The organism is Pseudomonas sp. KH_017, assembly GCF_057840285.1.
The window spans coordinates 5230582-5248598 of record NZ_CM174509.1; the positions used below are offsets into that span (position 1 = coordinate 5230582).

At 59.7% G+C, this 18017-nt stretch carries 17 protein-coding genes; 5 read left to right on the forward strand and 12 right to left on the reverse strand.

Annotated elements, in window-relative coordinates; all coding sequences use genetic code 11:
* Positions 1-50: 50 nt before the first annotated feature.
* Positions 51-593 carry a YaeQ family protein gene (locus tag AC3IT6_RS23760; protein WP_007971297.1) on the reverse strand — a complete coding sequence of 181 codons (543 nt, stop codon included), beginning with the start codon at positions 591-593 and terminating at the stop codon, positions 51-53.
* Between the two features lie 147 nt (positions 594-740).
* On the opposite strand from AC3IT6_RS23760, the gene AC3IT6_RS23765 reads away from it, so the two are divergent.
* Together AC3IT6_RS23765 and AC3IT6_RS23770 are read left to right on the forward strand one after the other, a co-directional pair.
* Positions 741-1940, forward strand: a complete 1200-nt coding sequence (locus AC3IT6_RS23765; protein ID WP_489353210.1) for a CaiB/BaiF CoA transferase family protein — start codon at positions 741-743, stop codon at positions 1938-1940.
* Positions 1894-2862 (forward strand): TIGR02285 family protein, encoded by a 969-nt coding sequence (locus AC3IT6_RS23770; protein WP_489353212.1) that lies wholly within the window; start codon positions 1894-1896, stop codon positions 2860-2862. The genes AC3IT6_RS23765 and AC3IT6_RS23770 overlap by 47 nt, the downstream gene beginning before the upstream one ends.
* A 169-nt stretch (positions 2863-3031) precedes the next feature.
* Here the strand turns inward: AC3IT6_RS23770 and AC3IT6_RS23775 are convergent, their stop codons facing one another.
* From AC3IT6_RS23775 to xerD, 6 genes are all read right to left on the reverse strand, one after another.
* On the reverse strand, positions 3032-3319 hold the full coding sequence (locus AC3IT6_RS23775; protein ID WP_151213879.1) for a DUF3509 domain-containing protein: 288 nt from the start codon (positions 3317-3319) through the stop codon (positions 3032-3034).
* A gap of 161 nt (positions 3320-3480) precedes the next feature.
* Complete coding sequence (locus AC3IT6_RS23780) at positions 3481-4836, reverse strand: transporter substrate-binding domain-containing protein (protein WP_489353214.1); 1356 nt, start codon at positions 4834-4836, stop codon at positions 3481-3483.
* Between the two features lie 119 nt (positions 4837-4955).
* Positions 4956-6365, reverse strand: coding sequence for a threonine synthase (gene thrC, locus AC3IT6_RS23785; protein WP_489353216.1), 1410 nt, complete (start codon positions 6363-6365; stop codon positions 4956-4958).
* Positions 6366-6476: 111 nt separating this feature from the next.
* A complete protein-coding gene (locus AC3IT6_RS23790) occupies positions 6477-7781 on the reverse strand; it encodes a homoserine dehydrogenase (RefSeq protein ID WP_007998527.1) in 1305 nt (434 codons plus the stop codon).
* A gap of 133 nt (positions 7782-7914) precedes the next feature.
* Positions 7915-8646 carry a bifunctional protein-disulfide isomerase/oxidoreductase DsbC gene (gene dsbC, locus AC3IT6_RS23795; protein WP_008053501.1) on the reverse strand — a complete coding sequence of 244 codons (732 nt, stop codon included), beginning with the start codon at positions 8644-8646 and terminating at the stop codon, positions 7915-7917.
* A 266-nt stretch (positions 8647-8912) separates the two neighbouring features.
* On the reverse strand, positions 8913-9809 hold the full coding sequence (gene xerD, locus AC3IT6_RS23800) for a site-specific tyrosine recombinase XerD (RefSeq protein ID WP_489353218.1): 897 nt from the start codon (positions 9807-9809) through the stop codon (positions 8913-8915).
* Positions 9810-9916: 107 nt separating this feature from the next.
* Here xerD and AC3IT6_RS23805 point away from each other — a divergent pair, with 107 nt between their 5' ends.
* Complete coding sequence (locus AC3IT6_RS23805) at positions 9917-11719, forward strand: cation:proton antiporter (RefSeq protein ID WP_489353220.1); 1803 nt, start codon at positions 9917-9919, stop codon at positions 11717-11719.
* Between the two features lie 74 nt (positions 11720-11793).
* Here the strand turns inward: AC3IT6_RS23805 and rplS are convergent, their stop codons facing one another.
* The 5 genes from rplS to ffh all read right to left on the reverse strand — a co-directional run bounded on the left by rplS (position 11794) and on the right by ffh (position 15522).
* Positions 11794-12144 carry a 50S ribosomal protein L19 gene (rplS, locus tag AC3IT6_RS23810; RefSeq protein ID WP_003175895.1) on the reverse strand — a complete coding sequence of 117 codons (351 nt, stop codon included), beginning with the start codon at positions 12142-12144 and terminating at the stop codon, positions 11794-11796.
* Between the two features lie 45 nt (positions 12145-12189).
* Positions 12190-12900 (reverse strand): tRNA (guanosine(37)-N1)-methyltransferase TrmD, encoded by a 711-nt coding sequence (gene trmD / locus AC3IT6_RS23815; RefSeq protein WP_230427586.1) that lies wholly within the window; start codon positions 12898-12900, stop codon positions 12190-12192.
* Positions 12901-12944: 44 nt separating this feature from the next.
* Positions 12945-13481, reverse strand: coding sequence for a ribosome maturation factor RimM (gene rimM / locus AC3IT6_RS23820; RefSeq protein WP_008053499.1), 537 nt, complete (start codon positions 13479-13481; stop codon positions 12945-12947).
* 5 nt (positions 13482-13486) lie between these two features.
* Positions 13487-13738, reverse strand: coding sequence for a 30S ribosomal protein S16 (rpsP, locus tag AC3IT6_RS23825; RefSeq protein WP_108214983.1), 252 nt, complete (start codon positions 13736-13738; stop codon positions 13487-13489).
* A 407-nt stretch (positions 13739-14145) separates the two neighbouring features.
* Positions 14146-15522 carry a signal recognition particle protein gene (ffh, locus tag AC3IT6_RS23830; RefSeq protein WP_056726162.1) on the reverse strand — a complete coding sequence of 459 codons (1377 nt, stop codon included), beginning with the start codon at positions 15520-15522 and terminating at the stop codon, positions 14146-14148.
* 210 nt (positions 15523-15732) lie between these two features.
* Here ffh and AC3IT6_RS23835 point away from each other — a divergent pair, with 210 nt between their 5' ends.
* Together AC3IT6_RS23835 and AC3IT6_RS23840 are read left to right on the forward strand one after the other, a co-directional pair.
* Positions 15733-16545: a cytochrome C assembly family protein gene (locus tag AC3IT6_RS23835; RefSeq protein WP_056726163.1), complete on the forward strand. Its 813-nt coding sequence runs from the start codon at positions 15733-15735 to the stop codon at positions 16543-16545.
* Between the two features lie 12 nt (positions 16546-16557).
* Positions 16558-17790 carry a transporter associated domain-containing protein gene (locus AC3IT6_RS23840; protein WP_223447173.1) on the forward strand — a complete coding sequence of 411 codons (1233 nt, stop codon included), beginning with the start codon at positions 16558-16560 and terminating at the stop codon, positions 17788-17790.
* Positions 17791-18017: the final 227 nt, after the last annotated feature.

The following is an 18017-nucleotide window of genomic DNA, read 5'->3' on the forward strand; positions in this document are numbered from 1 at the left end:
CTCTTCAATACGTAGGATAAAACCGGGTGACGCGCTAAAGCGGCGAAAAATCAGCCGCGCTCACCGGCCAGCCACTGCAACTGGACTTCGTGCTGACCACGGTCGTCGGTGACGAAGATCGTCCCTTCGCTGATCATCACGTCCCACTTGATGACTCGGGGCATGTCTTTGGCCAGGGTTTCCAGGACTTCCTGAGGCACGGCAGCGATGTTGACGTTCTTCAGGTTTTTCACCGCGGGCACCACTTTGCCTTCCCACACGCGCAGGCTGCCATAGGCCAGCAGGCTGGTGCGTTCAGTGCGACGCGAACACCAGGTCAGGCGCTCGGCATCGGGCTGGCCGACTTCGATCCAGTGCAGGACGCGGTCATCCAGGCTTTTTTCCCACAAGGCCGGTTCATCCACTTCCGACAGACCACGGCCGAACGACAGTTGCTCGTTGTACCAGAGGGCGTAGGCCAGCAGGCGCACGGTCATGCGCTCTTCGGTTTCCGAAGGGTGACGGGCGATGGTCTGCTTCACGCTCTCATAGACGCTGCGGTCGAGGTCGGTGAGGTTCAGTTCAAACTTGTAGGTCGTGGACGGCTGGGCCATGAACGGGCTTCTTGATACGAGGAAAGGCGGCAAGTCTAACCGATGCGACGGGCAATCCACGAATCGAACACAATCAAGCTGGAGCGTCGGACAGTCGGCTATGCTAAAACGCTCTATTCGCCCAACCTTCGCCCCACAGGATCCAGCATGCCGTTCACCGCCAAACCGCTTTCCGGTCTGAAAGTCATTGAATTGGGCACCTTGATTGCCGGCCCGTTTGCCTCGCGCATTTGCGCTGAATTCGGTGCCGACGTGATCAAGATCGAATCCCCGGACGGCGGTGATCCGTTGCGCAAATGGCGCAAGTTGTATGAAGGCACTTCGTTGTGGTGGTTCGTCCAGGCCCGCAACAAAAAGTCCCTGACCCTCAATCTCAAGCACCCCGACGGTCAGGCGATCCTGAAACAGCTGCTGGGTGAAGCCGACATCCTGATCGAAAACTTTCGTCCCGGCGTCCTGGAAAAACTCGGCCTGGGCTGGGACGTCCTGCACGCACTGAACCCGAAACTGGTCATGGTGCGGCTGTCGGGTTTCGGCCAGACCGGCCCGATGAAAGACCAGCCCGGCTTTGGCGCGGTCGGTGAATCCATGGGCGGCCTGCGCTACATCACCGGCTTCGAAGACCGGCCACCGGTGCGCACCGGCATTTCCATCGGCGACTCGATTGCCGCGCTCTGGGGCGTGATCGGCGCGTTGATGGCCCTGCGTCATCGCGAAGTCAACGGCGGCCAGGGGCAAGTGGTGGACGTGGCGCTGTACGAAGCCATCTTCGCAATGATGGAAAGCATGGTCCCGGAGTTCGACGTGTTCGGTTTCATCCGCGAACGCACGGGCAATATCATGCCGGGCATCACCCCATCCTCGATCCACACCAGCGCCGATGGCAAGCACGTGCAGATCGGCGCCAATGGCGACGCGATTTTCAAACGCTTCATGCTGATCATTGGCCGGGAAGACCTGGCCAACGACCCTCTGCTTGCCAGCAACGATGGCCGCGATGCCCGACGCGACGAGATTTATGGCGTCATCGATCGCTGGGTCAACTCGTTGCCGCTCGACACGGTGCTGGCGCAGCTCAATCAGGCCGAGGTGCCGGCCAGCCGGATCTTCAGCGCCGAAGACATGTTCAATGACCCACAGTACCTGGCGCGGGAAATGTTCCTGCAAGCCAAGCTGCCGGACGGCAAAGACTTCAAGATGCCGGGTATTGTGCCGAAACTCTCAGAGACGCCCGGTGAATGCGAATGGGTCGGGCCGCAACTGGGTGAGCACAACGCACAGGTACTCCAGGAACTTGGCTATGACGCGATACAGATCGCACAGTTGCGCAAAGACGGAGCCATCTGAACGCAGGCACCTGCCTGCATGGGCCATTGGACACTGCCCGTCGCGCGGCGGGTGGCTACTGTGCGTGTTGGCGACCTTGTTCCTGCTCCTTGAACCGGTCCCGTCAGCCCTGGCGCAAACCAGGGAGACCCTGATCTGGCTCAAGCGCGACCTGCCGCCGCTGACGATCTTCGACGGGCCGAAAAAGGGCCAGGGCGTTATCGATCAACTGCTTCTATTGTTGATTGCCGGCATGCCGCAATACCAGCACAGTGTGATGAGGGTCAATCGCGCACGTGGATTGCAAATGCTCCACGAACCGTCCCTCGTCTGCGACGCGGCGTTGAACTGGAGCAAGGAACGGGAACAGTGGATCGCCTTTTCCATCCCGGTCTTCCGCGCCATGAGCAATGGCCTGGCCGTGCGGCGCGTCGACCAGAAAGTGCTGGCACCCTTTATCAAGAACGGCGAAGTGGACCTGGCAGAGCTGCTCGCCAGCGGCAGCGAAAAACTGGGGGTTATTGCCGAGCGTAATTACGGCGAATACCTCGACGGACTGCTCAAGCAAGCGCCAGCCGACGCGCTGACCGCTCATTACGGTAACGACGCCTTGGGCAGCCTGCTGCAGATGCAGCGCCTGGGACGCTTGCACCTGCTATTGGGTTATCGCCCGGAAATTCGCTACCAGGCCTCGCTGCAAGGCATTGCCGAGGATGAATTGCAGTTCTATCCGATCCGTGGCACGGGCAAATACCTGTCCGGTTACATCGGTTGCACCGACACGCCAAAGGGCCGGCAGGCCATTGTCGAGATCAACCAAGTGCTGCGCACCCTTCCCCGCGAACGCCTTGACGAGGCCTACGCCGCCTGGCTGGATCCGGAGAGTCGTAGCGATTACCTGAAAGACACCAAGGCGTTTTTCGACAACCTGGCGCAGCCATGACAAATCCCGGGCAAAAGAAACCCCGAGAAGTGGGGAGACGACTCGGGGTTAAACATGGCCTGCTTGGAGACCAGTAGCAGCAAGCTACAAGCACCGGAGCACAATGCTCGATCCTGCTGTTACAAAGTCTGACTGACCTGGGCGCGGGAAGGTTCCCACAAATATCCGTTCAATTGCGTCTGGCCAGCAGCTTGTCCTGCGCCGCATTACGCAATGCCGCGATGACACAAGGCTCAAGGCGTCCTTCAGCGATCAGCACGTCGCGATGCAAACCGTCGACCACATCCGTCAGCAAGCGTTTGTCTTTCAACTGGACCTGATTGAACTCGCGCTCGACCACCGTCGCGCCGATAGCATTCTTCAGGGTCACCCGGCATTCACCACGAATGCCTGACGGGGTCAGTGTGACCTGATACGGGCTCAGCGCCTCACCGAGCAACAGACTGATACTTTCCATCCCGATCACCACTCAATAGTCCGAAAACAACGTGCCTGGGGCATGCCTACAACAGATGACCGCTGGCCCGAGAAGAAAGTTCTGGATACTGACAGCAGGCGAACCTGCAACCCAGTCAAGAGAGCATGCACGGCGAACATGACAGAGAAAAAACCCAACCATCACGTCTGTCGGGTACGCCGGGCGATGTCGGCCCAGCCCCCCAACAATCCTCGTAGCTGGCCATCGGCCGTGTAAAACGGCACTGTCCACTGGTAGATATCCCTGACACCGTCCTTGAACATCAATTGACGCTCGAAGAAGCGCGTCCTGCGTGTACTCAATTGCGCCAGGAACTCGGCATGCAGCAGTTCCGCGGTTTGTCTGGGCATGACATCGACCTCAATCAACTGCCGCCCCTGCATCCGATCAAAACGCGTCGACAAGGCATCCTCATAACTTTTGTTGCACATGATCAAGCGCCCTTGCAGATCTCGGACAAACATCGGGTCAGGCATGGCATCCATCAGGGCATGCTGGAATGCGAGCTGGTCGTGCAGGCTCCTTTGGGCCTCGACCCGCTGCCTGACCACCACCGCCAACCGCCGATTCCAGAGCAGGGACAACAGGCCGAACAGGCTGAGCACAAACATGCCCCAGCAGACCCACTGGTCAATCCGCTGCCAGAGGCCAGGCGGTTGTGGCACGGTAGCGCCACCGAACCATTTCAGGCGAAGGTCGCGCAACTCCTGCGCAGGAAACGCCTCAAGCGCCTTGTTGAGGATACTCAGCAACTGCGGCTGACCTTTGCGCACCACCAGATAATCCGCATCCCATTTGCCCGGCACCACAGCCCCGAGCTGCAACCGGCCCGACGGAAAAAGCCGGGCGCCGATTTCGTTTTCGATGGTGACGTAGGCTTCATCGCTTTCAACCCAGGCACGGGCTTCGGCGTAGGTTTTAACCGAACGCAATTCGATGGATGGATAATCGCGACGGATCACCGCTTCCAGTGCATGCCGGGTCGGCAGCACCAGTACCCGCTTCGCCAGATCCTCCAGCGACTCCACCGACGGCGCCCCGGCCCGCCCGACAAAGACCCACCCTGCACCGCCGAACGCATGGCTGAAATCGAGAAACGCCTTGCGTTCGTCATTCATCGACAGGGTCGTACTCAAATCCGCCGCGCCGCTTTCCAGATGGGCCAGCATCTGATCGGTGGAAAAAGACTGTTCGTAAACGAACTGCAACCCTGTCATGTCACTGATGCGTTTGAGCAGGTCACTGTTCAAGCCCGTCCATTGGCCATATTCATCCTTGAACAGGTACAACGGGTATTCCAGTGCCGTGACCACGACCCGTGGATGGCTGGCCATCCACTGCAACTCCTGGTCATCCAGCACGACCATTGAACGTGCGACAGACTTCCCACGCTCCTGAATCGATGCAGGGCTCGCCCCTCCCCATTGGGCAACACCCAGGATGCCGAGCAAAAACAGCCAGCGCACAACTGACTTGAACACACTTGTAAACAGCATTCCCACGTCCTTGGTGATCCACTCGCCTGTCCTTTCGCGGCGATAACACGACAAGTGTGCATGCAGAAATGAAAAAGCCCGTCAGGAGACGGGCTTCAAAATGTAACAGCGCTGACCGGTTACAGCGGCTTGCCGCGGTTGCCATGCTGACTGACAAAGGCCTGCACGGCCTTCAGGTCATTTGGCAACACGGTGCAACGTTCGTCTCGCTCAAACAAATCAGAAAGATGCACAGGCAGTTCGAGAGCTTTTCCTACACCGGCTTTTTCCACGGCGTCCGGGAATTTGACCGGGTGGGCGGTGCCCAGGATCACCATTGGGATGTCCAGGCTACGTCGGCATTCCCGCGCCGCTTTCACGCCAATGGCCGTGTGTGGATCCAGCACTTCGCCAGTCTGCTCGTAGACTTCGGCGATGGTTTCGCAGGTTTGCGCGTCATCCACGGCCAGCGAGTCGAACAACTTGCGGGCTTCGGTCCAGCGCTCTTGCTCGACGCTGAAACCGCCGCCTTGCTTGAACGAATCCATCAGCCCGGCGATGGCCGCGCCGTTGCGACCATGCAGGTCGAACAGCAGGCGTTCGAAGTTCGACGACACCATGATGTCCATGGACGGCGACAGCGTGGCGTGCAGGGTGTCCTTGACGTACTGGTTGCCGCTCATGAAGCGGTGCAGGATGTCGTTGCGGTTGGTGGCGACGATCAACTGGTTGATCGGCAGGCCCATGTTGCGTGCCAGGTAACCGGCGAAGATGTCGCCGAAGTTGCCGGTCGGTACCGAGAACGACACCGAACGCGTCGGGCCGCCCAGTTGCAGGGCTGCGTGGAAGTAGTAAACGATCTGGGCCATGATCCGCGCCCAGTTGATCGAGTTCACCGCCACCAGGCGCGTGCCCTTGAGGAAACCCTGGTCGGCGAAGCTCGCCTTGACCATTTCCTGGCAATCATCGAAGTTGCCTTCGATGGCGATGTTGTGGATGTTCTCACCGAAGATGGTGGTCATCTGCCGACGCTGCACTTCGGATACACGGTTGTGCGGGTGCAGGATGAAGATGTCGACGTTTTCGCAGTGTTTGCAGCCTTCGATGGCAGCCGAGCCGGTGTCACCGGAGGTGGCGCCGACAATCACCACGCGCTCGCCGCGCTTTTCCAGCACGTAGTCGAGCAAACGACCCAGCAGTTGCAGGGCGAAGTCCTTGAACGCCAGGGTCGGGCCGTGGAACAGCTCCAGCACCCATTCGTTGCCGTTCAGCTGACGCAGCGGCGCAACGGCGCTGTGGGCGAACACGCCGTAGGTTTCTTCAAGAATCTTTTTGAAATCGGCGTCCGGAATGCTGCCGGTGACGAACGGGCGCATGACGCGGAAAGCCAGCTCGTGATACGGCAGGCCGGCCCACGAAGCGATTTCTTCCTGGGTGAAACGTGGCAGGTTTTCCGGGACGTACAGACCGCCGTCGGTGGCAAGGCCTGCCAGCAGGACGTCTTCGAAATTCAGGGCCGGTGCCTGGCCGCGGGTACTGATGTAGCGCATAGGGGCAAACCTTCGGTTTGGGCTTCAAGCTTCAAGCTTCAAGCTGCAAGTTCAAAGCACCGGGGCTTTTAGCTTGCAGCTTGCAGCTGACGGCTTGCAGCTGCTTCTCAATTAGTTAAGGTGCTCGACGCGGATCCGTACAACCGGACCGACCACACCCGCCAAGGCTTCCAAAGCAGCGATGGCATCGTTGATGTGCTGTTCCAGCACGCGGTGGGTCAGCAGGATCATCGGCACCAGGCCGTCGTGCTCCTCGGCTTCCTTCTGCATGATCGACTCGATGTTGATGCCGCGCTCCGAGAGGATGCTCGCGACCTGAGCCAATACGCCCGGATGGTCCTTGGCCTGGATGCGCAGGTAGTAGGCGCTTTCGCAGGCTTCGATCGGCAGGATCGGGTGCGCCGACAGCGAATCCGGCTGGAACGCCAGGTGCGGCACGCGGTTCTCCGGGTCGGAAGTCATGGCGCGAACCACGTCCACCAAATCGGCGATCACCGACGAAGCGGTCGGCTCCATGCCAGCGCCAGCGCCGTAGAACAGGGTCGAACCGGCAGCATCGCCGTTGACCATCACCGCGTTCATAACGCCGTTGACGTTGGCGATCAGGCGATCGGCCGGGATCAGCGTCGGGTGCACGCGCAGTTCGATACCGGCCGCGGTGCTGCGCGCCACGCCCAGGTGCTTGATGCGGTAGCCCAACGCTTCGGCGTAGTTCACGTCGGCGGTGGTCAGCTTGGTGATGCCTTCGGTGTAAGCCTTGTCGAACTGCAACGGGATACCGAACGCGATGGACGCCAGGATCGTCAGCTTGTGAGCGGCGTCGATACCCTCGACGTCGAAGGTCGGATCGGCTTCGGCGTAACCCAGGGCCTGGGCTTCGGCCAATACGTCTTCGAAGGTGCGACCCTTCTCGCGCATTTCCGTCAGGATGAAGTTGCCGGTGCCGTTGATGATGCCGGCCACCCAGTTGATGCGGTTGGCGGACAGGCCTTCGCGGATCGCCTTGATCACCGGGATGCCACCGGCCACCGCCGCTTCGAACGCAACGATCACGCCCTTCTCGCGGGCCTTGGCGAAAATTTCATTACCGTGAACGGCGATAAGCGCCTTGTTCGCGGTGACCACATGCTTGCCATTCTCGATGGCCTTGAGTACCAGCTCGCGGGCAACGGTGTAGCCGCCCATCAGCTCTATAACGATGTCGATCTCAGGGTTCGTGGCCACTTCGAAGACATCGTTGGTAATCGCAATACCGGTCGTTTGGAACTGAGGCTTTGGCGTGCGCATGGCAATTTGTGCCACTTCGATCCCACGCCCGGCACGACGAGCAATTTCCTCGGCGTTACGCTGAAGTACGTTGAAGGTACCGCCACCGACGGTTCCTAACCCACAGATGCCTACTTTGACCGGTTTCACTGTGAACTCCCCATAAAACGGCCGACTCGAGGCCGGCCGTGAAAACAACCGCATACTCGCGGCTCTCTATTGATGGCCCGGCGAATGTCGCTGCCGGACCATGATCGTCAAGGCTTGCCGTGACGATGCGAATTTACTTCGCGCCCAGCGCCAGTTTGGCGACTTGTGGCGCAGGCTGGTAGCCCGGAATGACCTGACCGTCGGCCAAAACGATGGCCGGTGTGCCATTCACGCCGATCGACTGACCGAGTGCGAACTGCTTGGAAACCGGGTTATCGCACTTGGCGGCCTTGATTTCCTTGCCGTCGACCATTTTGTCCATGGCCGCTTTCTTGTCTTTCGAGCACCACACCGCTTGCAGCTGTTCGTCACCCGGCGAGCCCAGGCCCTGGCGCGGGAACGCGACGTAACGCACTTCGATGCCGCGCTTGTTCAGCTCAGGCACTTCGGCATGCAGCTTGTGGCAGTACGGGCAGGTGGTGTCGGTGAATACGGTGATGTGCGACTTGGTTTCGCCAATGGCCGGGTAGACAACGGTTTCGGCAACCGGGATGGCGTTGATCAGCTTGGAGATGCCCAGGCGCTCGGTCTTCTCGGTCAGGTTGACCGGCTTGCCGTCCTTGAGATCGAACAGGTAGCCCTGGACCACGTACTGGCCGTCGGCGCTGGCGTACAGCACACGGCTGCCCTTGAGCTTGACTTCGTACAGGCCTGGCAACGGGCTGGCGGTGATGGTCTCTACCGGCACTTCGAGCTGGAGGTTTTCCAGGCTTTTACGAATGGCTTTGTCGGCCGCGTCATCGGCGACGGCAAAGGTGCTGACCAACGCAATGGCTGCGGCGGCGAAAATCTGGGTCAGACGCATGAGAACTCCTGAAGGCGAACATATGGGACGATCAGAACGCCCGTGCCGAAACACCGGGTCATAACCGCCCATCGTGCAAACCGGCCCAGCCTATCACATTAGGTCCACATGGCCGAATGCACCTGATGCAAGACACTTGTGGCGACACAATCCCCTGTGGGAGCGAGCTAGCTCGCGAAAGCGTCGTGTCAGGCGACATCAATGTTGTATGTGCCGGCCTCTTCGCGGGCAAGCCCGCTCCCACAGAAAAGCGGATCTCGGGAAGTTCACCCGCGTGGATGATGCCTGGCATGCAAATCCTGCAACCGCGCCCGGGCAACATGGGTGTAGATCTGCGTCGTCGACAAATCGCTGTGCCCCAGCAGCATCTGCACCACCCGCAGGTCTGCACCGTGGTTGAGCAGGTGCGTGGCGAAGGCATGGCGCAAGGTGTGCGGCGACAGCGACTTGCCGATTCCGGCCACCCTGGCCTGGTGCTTGATCCGGTGCCAGAAGGTCTGGCGGGTCATCTGCTCGCCACGCTGGCTCGGGAACAACACATCGCTGGGACGCCCGCCAAGCAGTTCGCTGCGGGCATCACGCATGTAGCGCTCGACCCAGACAATCGCCTCCTCGCCCATCGGCACCAGCCGCTCCTTGCTGCCCTTGCCCATCACCCGCAACACGCCTTGACGCAAATTGACTTGCTCCAGGGTGAGGCTGATCAGCTCGGTCACCCGCAAGCCACAGGCGTACAGCACCTCGAGCATCGCCCGGTCGCGCTGGCCGATGGCCTCGCTCAAATCAGGCGCCTTCAGCAAGGCTTCCACATCAGCCTCGGACAAGGACTTTGGCAGCGGCCTGCCGAGTTGTGGCATATCAACGCGCAATGTCGGATCGACCGAGATCATCTTTTCCCGCAGCAGGTAACGATAAAAACCGCGCACACCCGAGAGAAATCGCGCAGTGGAACGTGGCTTGTAGTTTTGCTCCAGGCGCCAGGCCAGGTGGTCGAGTATCAACTCGCGACCGGCATTGACCAGCTCCAGTTCTTTGTCCTGCAGCCAGCCGTTGAACAGCGCCAGGTCACTGCGATAGGCATCGCGGGTGTTATCGGAAAGGCCTTTCTCCAGCCACAAGGCATCGAGGAATTGGTCTATCAGCGGGTGATCGATGGCAGGCATGGGCACTCGAATCACGCAGCCTTGGGACTGCGCACAAAATTAAAATTGGACATGGAAACGGCCGCTAGTCTTTCATAGGCCGCGATTTCAAGGAACAGGGAGCAGCAATGAGCGAGCAGCAGATTTTATTGGCATTTGGCGGAATCGGTGCGGCGGCACTGCTCTGTCAATGGCTGGCCTGGCGCTTGAAACTGCCGGCGATCCTTTTTCTGCTGTTGACCGGCATCCTGGCCGGCCCCGTGCTGCACTTGCTCGACCCGCAGGAGATGTTCGGGCCACTGCTGATGCCGCTGGTGTCCCTGGCGGTGGCGCTGATCCTGTTCGAAGGCAGCTTGACCCTGCATCTGTCCGAGTGGCGCGAAATCGGCAGCGTCGTCCATCGCCTGGTCACGATTGGCGCCCTCTCCACTTGGGTGGTCATTGCTGTCGCCACTCACTGGCTGCTGGATTTCGACTGGATGCTGGCCATCCTGTTCGGCAGCTTGACCCTGGTGACCGGGCCGACCGTGATCGTACCGATGCTGCGCGTCGTGCGCCCGAAAGCGTCGATTGCCAACATCCTTCGCTGGGAAGGCATTGCCATCGACCCCATCGGTGCCCTGCTGGCGGTGGTCGTCTATAGCTTCATCATCGCCAGCGCCGAAGGTGACGGCCTCGAGGAAAGCCTGCTGACCTTCGGTGGCGTGATTTTGTGCGGCAGCCTGTTCGGTGTTTTTGGTGGTTGGTTGCTCGGTACCCTGATTCGCCGCCAGTGGCTGCCGGAATACCTGCACAACCTGGCAGCCCTCGCGGCAGTCCTGGGTATTTTCATTGCCTCCAACGAAGTCACCAACGAATCCGGGTTGCTGGCTGTGACTTTGATGGGCATGTGGCTGGCCAACATGAAAGGCGTGGACGTGCGGCACATCCTGCACTTCAAGGAGAACCTCAGCGTGCTGCTGATCTCCGGCCTGTTCATTCTGCTGGCGGCACGGCTTGACCTGAACGCCATGATCGGCCTCGGGCCTCTGGTGCTGATTTTGCTGCTGGTCATTCAGTTCATCGCCCGCCCTTTGAATGTGCTGCTGAGCACGGCGGGCTCCAGCCTGGGTTGGCGCGAGCGAGCGCTGCTGGCCTGGATTGCGCCAAGGGGCATCGTGGCAGCGGCGGTGTCGGCGATCTTCGCCATTCGCTTGCATGAGGCCGGTCACCAGGGAGCTTTGCTGCTGGTGCCGCTCACCTTTGCGGTGATCATCGGCACGGTGGTGTTGCAAAGCGCGACAGCAAGACCGCTGGCTCGCCTGCTGAAGGTGGCGGAACCGGCACCGAGCGGTTTCCTGATCATCGGCGCCAACGGACCTGCACGCACGCTGGGCAAGGCCCTGCAACAACTGGGCAGCCGGGTGCTGCTGACGGATTCGAGCTGGGAAAACATTAGTGCAGCGCGGATGGAAGGCTTGTCGACCTATTTTGGCAACCCGGCGTCGCAACATGCCGATGCGCATCTGGACCTGGTCGGCCTCGGGCATTTGCTGGCGTTGTCACCCTCCGGCGAGATGAACACCCTGGCGCTGATGCGCTTTCGTCATGAGTTGGGCCATCAACGCATGTTCGGTCTGGCCAGCGGCCAGGAAAGCCGCCGCACCGACAAGCATCGCACCAGCCTGGAACATCGCGGCAATCAATTGGGCAGCGAAGCACTGACCTACGCCAAACTGGCCAGCCAGCTGAGTCAGGGCGCCGAGTTGTACAGCACAACGTTGACGGATGGTTTCAATTGGGACGACTACCGCGCACTGCATGGCGAGCGTGCGACCTTGCTGTTCGTGCGCGACGACAGCGGTTGGGTGCACGTGGTAACGCCGGAAAGCATGATCAAGCCCGCGGCGGGGTGGACGTTGTTGGCGTTGATCCAGCCCGAGACGGTGTAAATCCAGACGGGCACCAAATCGCAGACAACAAAAAAGCAGCCCGCAGGCTGCTTTTTTTGCATCGGAAGCTGGACTTAAGCCAGTTTTTCCTTGATGCGAGCTGCTTTACCCGACAGGTCGCGCAGGTAGTACAGCTTGGCTTTACGTACGTCACCGCGACGCTTGACAGCCATGCTGTCGATTTGCGGGGAGTAGGTCTGGAAAGTACGCTCTACGCCAACACCGTTGGAGATTTTACGAACGGTGAATGCACTGTTTACGCCGCGGTTACGCTTGGCGATAACAACACCTTCGAACGCTTGCAGACGCGAACGGTCGCCTTCCTTCACTTTCACCTGAACGACAATGGTGTCGCCCGGGGCAAAGGTAGGGATCTCTTTGGTCATCTGCTCTGCTTCGAGTGCAAGGATGATTTTGTTAGTCATGCTGTGCTCCTAAGGTAAATCGTCGGATCTACCATCGATACGTTGTTAACTATCGTCCCGCTCGCGGATGTATTCCTCGAGCAGCTTCTTCTCTTCTCCAGAAAGCGAGCGGCTTTCCAGAAGATCGGCGCGTCGTTCAAAGGTCCGACCAAGGGACTGCTGTAAACGCCAACGCCGGATGTGCGCGTGATTGCCACTTAGCAATACGTCGGGAACACGCTGATCCGCATACACCTCCGGTCGGGTGTAGTGCGGGCAATCCAGCAAACCATCCGTAAAGGAATCTTCCTCGGCGGAGTCCGCATGCCCTAAAGCTCCAGGCAGCAGTCGTGTAACCGCATCGATCAGGACCATTGCCGGCAGCTCGCCGCCAGACAGTACATAGTCGCCAATCGACCACTCTTCATCGACATGAGCATCAATAAAACGCTCGTCAATGCCTTCATAGCGGCCGGCAATCAGGATCAATGCATCCAGATTCGCCAACTCGCGTACCGCCGACTGAGTCAGTTGACGGCCTTGGGGGGACAGGTAAATTACCTTCGCCGCCTCCCCGGCTGCTGCCTTGGCCTGAACCAGAGCATCTTCCAGGGGCTTGATCTTCATCACCATGCCCGGACCACCGCCAAACGGGCGATCGTCCACAGTGTGATGTCGATCCGTCGTGTAGTCTCGCGGATTCCAACAGGTGAGCTGCAAGAGCCCCTGTTTCACCGCCCGACTGGTGATGCCGTACTCGCTGATGGCGGAAAACATCTCGGGAAACAGACTGATCACTTCTACGCGCAAGTTAGCCACGCTTAGAAATCCGCATCCCAATCCACCTTCATCTCGCCCGCTGCCAAGTCGACAGCCAACACGCATTGCTCCGTATAGGGCAACAGGCGTTCGCGGTCATCCAGGCTGCCAGCGCAAGGCTTGACCACCATGACATCGTTCGAGCCGGTCTCCAGCAGGTGATCGATTTTCCCGAACAGTTGTCCGAGGGTGTCGATGACCTTGAGACCTTCCAGCTGGTACCAGTAGTACTCGCCGTCGGTCAGTTCAGGGAACAGGTTGCGCGGCACGCAGATCTCATAACCGGCCAGAAGACGAGCTTCTTCGCGATCATCGAGACCCTTGAGCTTTGCGACCAGGAACTTGTCGTTCCCGCGTCCGCTGACCAGCTCTACCTGCTTTACATTACCGTCACGCTTGAGCGTCCAGGTCTTGTAGTCCAGCAGGTTTTTAATCGGATCAGTAAAGGAGTACACCTTCACTTCGCCGCGAACGCCGTGAACAGAATAAATCTTGCCGATAACGATCAAATCATCAGCAATGGCAGGCGTCGCGTTCATATTGCTCAGGCCGCAGCCTTAGCAGTTTCCTTCAACAACTGAGCAACGCGCTCAGAAGGTTGTGCACCAACGCTCAGCCAGTAGGCTACGCGCTCTTGGTTCACGGACAGACGAACTTCCTGACCACGGGCAACAGGGTTGAAGTAGCCAACCTGTTCCTTGTGCGAACCGTCGCGCGGGTTGCGGCTGTCGGTTACGGTCAAGTGGTAAAACGGGCGCTTTTTGGAGCCGCCAAGGGCAAGACGGATTGTTAGCATGTGAACATCGTTCCTGTAGTCGGTGCTGCAAATCTAAAGGCACAGCGGGCATGGGTGCCCGAAAGGCCGCATATTCTAAGGAATATCCGGACTTTTGCAAATGACTTTTTCCGGCGGTCTATCGGCCGCCATGCAGATTTGCTATAGAGCCGTCGTTGAAAACGGCCGATCAGCTCCCGCCAAGTGCGGGTTTGCTGTGTATCCCACGTCCGTGTGGGTTAGCGCCGGTGCGACGACCGGCGCGAATTCTGGTGCTCTGTTAGGCCAATACGCTCAATTTTGGCGAGTGGCTGGTGCCCTCAGGCAAGGCGCCGCGACGAGTCATAGCCCGCTATGGCGAGGAGCGGCAACGCCGCATGAGGACACCAGACACCGCCAAAATTGAGCAGTATTGTCTTAACAGAGCACTACATCTTGGGCATGCCGCCGCCGGGCAACATACCGCCCATGCCGCGCATCATCTTGGCCATTCCGCCTTTCGCGGAGAACTTCTTCATCATCTTCTGCATCTGCTTGTGCTGCTTGATCAAGCGACCGATGTCCTGCACCTGGGTGCCGGAACCCATGGCGATCCGGCGCTTGCGCGAACCGCTGATCATCTCAGGGTCGCGGCGCTCGGCCGGGGTCATGGAGTTGATGATGGCTTCCATCTGCTTGAATTGCTTCTCAGCCGCGCCCTGGGCGTTGCCCATCTGCGCCAGGTTCACGCCACCCATGTTCGGCAGCTTGTCCATGAGCCCGCCGAGGCCGCCCATGTTCTTCATCTGTTGCAGCTGATCGCGGAAGTCTTCGAGGTCGAAGCCCTTGCCCTTCTTTAATTTCTTTGCAAGCTTGTCGGCCTTGTCCTTGTCGAGGGTCGCTTCCGCCTGTTCGATCAGGCTGAGTACGTCGCCCATGCCGAGGATGCGCGAGGCGATACGCTCAGGGTGGAACGGATCGAGCGCTTCGCTCTTCTCGCCCATACCGATGAACTTGATCGGCTTGCCGGTGATGGCGCGCACCGACAGGGCGGCACCGCCACGGGCGTCGCCGTCGACCTTGGTCAGGATCACACCGGTCAACGGCAATGCATCACCGAAGGCCTTGGCCGTGTTGGCGGCGTCCTGGCCGGTCATGGCGTCGACCACGAACAGGGTTTCGACCGGGTTGATCGCGGCATGGAGGGCCTTGATCTCGCCCATCATCTCTTCATCGATATGCAGGCGACCGGCGGTATCGACGATGACCACGTCGATGAATTTGAGTTTCGCTTCCTTAATAGCCGCTTGCGCGATCTCGACCGGCTTCTGGCTCAGGTCGGACGGGAAGAAGGTAACGCCGACTTCACCGGCGAGCATTTCCAGCTGTTTGATCGCCGCTGGACGATAAACGTCGGCGGACACGACCATGACCGACTTCTTCTTGCGCTCTTTGAGGAAGCGCGCAAGCTTGCCGGCGGTGGTGGTCTTACCAGCGCCCTGCAGACCGGCCATGAGGATGACCGCTGGCGGCACGGCGCTCAGGTTCAAATCTTCGTTGGCCGCGCCCATCAGGCTTTCGAGTTCGGCCTGGACGATCTTCACGAAGGCCTGGCCCGGCGTCAGGCTGCGCGACACCTCGGTGCCGACGGCGCGTTCCTTGACCGAATTGACGAAGTCCTTGACCACCGGCAGGGCGACGTCGGCTTCGAGCAACGCCATGCGCACTTCACGCAGGGTGTCTTTGATGTTGTCTTCAGTCAGCTTGGCCTTGCCGGTGACATGGCGCAGCGTCTGCGAGAGACGGTCGGTTAAGTTTTCAAACATTGCGCGATCCTTTCAGGCCCTGTGTAGACCGGGATAATGGCGGCCCGGACCGGACTAAACGTGTGCTCGGCGAGCCTGCGGCGTGGGCAGGTCGCGGATTATAGCGAAGACTGTGGCCGGCGGACACCTCGCTGTCGGGTTGCGCGGACTTTCGTGTGGCGGGGGTTCTATGCCAAACTCAGCGACTTTCGGGCTTGCCTAACAGGATTTATGCTCCCCTTGTCACCCAGCTTGCTAACTACCCTCGCCGCCGCCTGCTTGTACGCCGCTGCGACCATTTACCAGGGCACTCGCCTGGCGTCCGGCGCCAAGGTCAACAAACGCCTGCTGGTCATGCTCGGCGTGCTCGCCGTATTGGCCCACAGCGTCAGCCTGCTCACCCACCTGCTGACCCCGACCGGCCTGGCCCTGGACTTCTTCAGTGCCGCCAGCCTGATTGCCGTGGCGGTCATCGCACTGACTCTGCTGGCCTGCTCGCGGATTCCCGTAGAGAACCTGCTGGTCCTGTTGCTCCCGCTTGGGGCCTTGACCGTGATGCTGGCGCATTTTGCCCCCGCCGGCACGGTGCAAGTCATCGATGAGGAGCCGGGCATCCTCGCCCACATCCTGCTTTCGATTCTGGCCTACGGCATGTTCACCATCGCGGTGTTCCAGTCTTTGCTGCTGCTGATTCAAGATCACCAGCTCAAGCACAAGCACCCATCCGGGCTGATCAAGAACTTCCCGCCGCTGCAAACCATGGAAAGCCTGCTGTTCGGTTTCCTCTGGGCCGGCTGGACGCTGCTGTCGCTGTCGCTGATTTCCGGCTGGCTGTTCGTCGAGAACCTGTTCGCCCAGCATCTTGTGCACAAAACCCTGCTGGCTTGCCTGGCCTGGATCGTTTTCAGCGTACTGCTGTGGGGACGTAATCGCCTCGGCTGGCGCGGGCACAAAGCCATTCGCTGGACCCTGGCCGGTTTTTGCCTGTTGATGCTGGCGTATTTCGGCAGCAAGCTGGTTCGTGAATACATCCTGCATATCTGACGGGCGGCATTAATGGACGACTTGCCCATAGGGCCGATGCTCGCGGTAGTGACCCTGCTGGTTCTATGGTCGGGGCTGTTTACCGCCATCGAAGCGGCGCACCAGCATTTGCTGGCCCAGCGCACCGCAACGCGTTCCAGCGACAAACCGGTGGCGAAACTCAGCTTTCCCCTGGCCAGCCTGATTTTTTGCAACACTCTGTGCCGTGCACTGGTGGTGGTCATCAGCACCTTGCTGGCCATTTTCACCTGGGCCGAGAACGGCCCGTGGGTCGCCTGCCTCGGGGCGGGCGCCATATTGCTGGTGTTTTCCGACTACTTGCCACGCACCCTCGCCGCTCGCTATCCGGATGCGATCCTGGCCCAGGGCAACAACCTGCTGCGGGTGCCGCTGAAAATCATCTATCCCGCGGCATGGCTGCTCAATAGCATCAGTCAGTTGCTGACGCGACCATTCGCCCGTAAAGCCAAAGTGGTGCAACAGAGTGAGGACGAAGCGCTGACGGAGCGGCATGTGCACTCCGAAACCGCAAACCGCCCTCACCCGCTGCCAGGCATCCACGCGCTGGACAACATCACCGTCAATGACATCCTGGTACCGCGCAGCGACGTGGACGGCATCAATCTCGATGACTCCATCGAAGAAATCATCGAACAATTGCGCCACAACAGACGTACTCGCCTGCCGGTGTTCCACAGCGATATCAACCAGGTCGAAGCCGTCCTCAACACCCGGCATATCCTTCACTTGCTGCCCGATGCGAGCCTGACCAGGGAAGCGTTGCTGGCGGCCAGCCACGAGCCGTACTTCGTGCCGGAAAGTACGCCGTTGCAGCTGCAACTGCTCAACTTCCACAAGCAGCAGCGGCGTTTGGGCATGGTGGTCGACGAATACGGCGAAGTGCTGGGCATCGTCACCCTGGAAGACATCCTCGAAGAAATCGTCGGCGAGTTCGAAAGCCAGCAGAGCCTGGACAATCCGCACATTCATCCGCAAGCCGACGGACGCCTGGTGATCGATGGTGCCGCGTCCATTCGCGAGCTGAACAAGAGCCTCGGCTGGCACCTGCCCAGCGATGGCCCGAAAACCCTGAACGGCTTGGTCACCGAGGCCCTGGAAACCATTCCCGAAAGCGCGGTGTGCCTGAAGATCGGCCGCTACCGCCTGGAAATTCTCGAGACCGAGGACAATCGTGTCACGCGGGTGCTGATCTGGCAGACCAGCTCGATGCCTGTGGTTATCTAAAGGTCAACGTAGCTTTCCGTGGCGGCTCAAGCCTCTTGTTCGATCGTTAGCCACCTTTCTATAATCGAAGCGCTTACCCAAGCCTCGCCGGCCCCGTGCTTACCCCGCACTTCGCAGCTTCCGGCCTGTCCACCCGCAAAGCCTGCAACAAACCGACGACTGTTCCTACCTTGAACAGCCACCGTGCTTCCACCCACATCCCTGGGTTCTCGACCATAATAATTCGC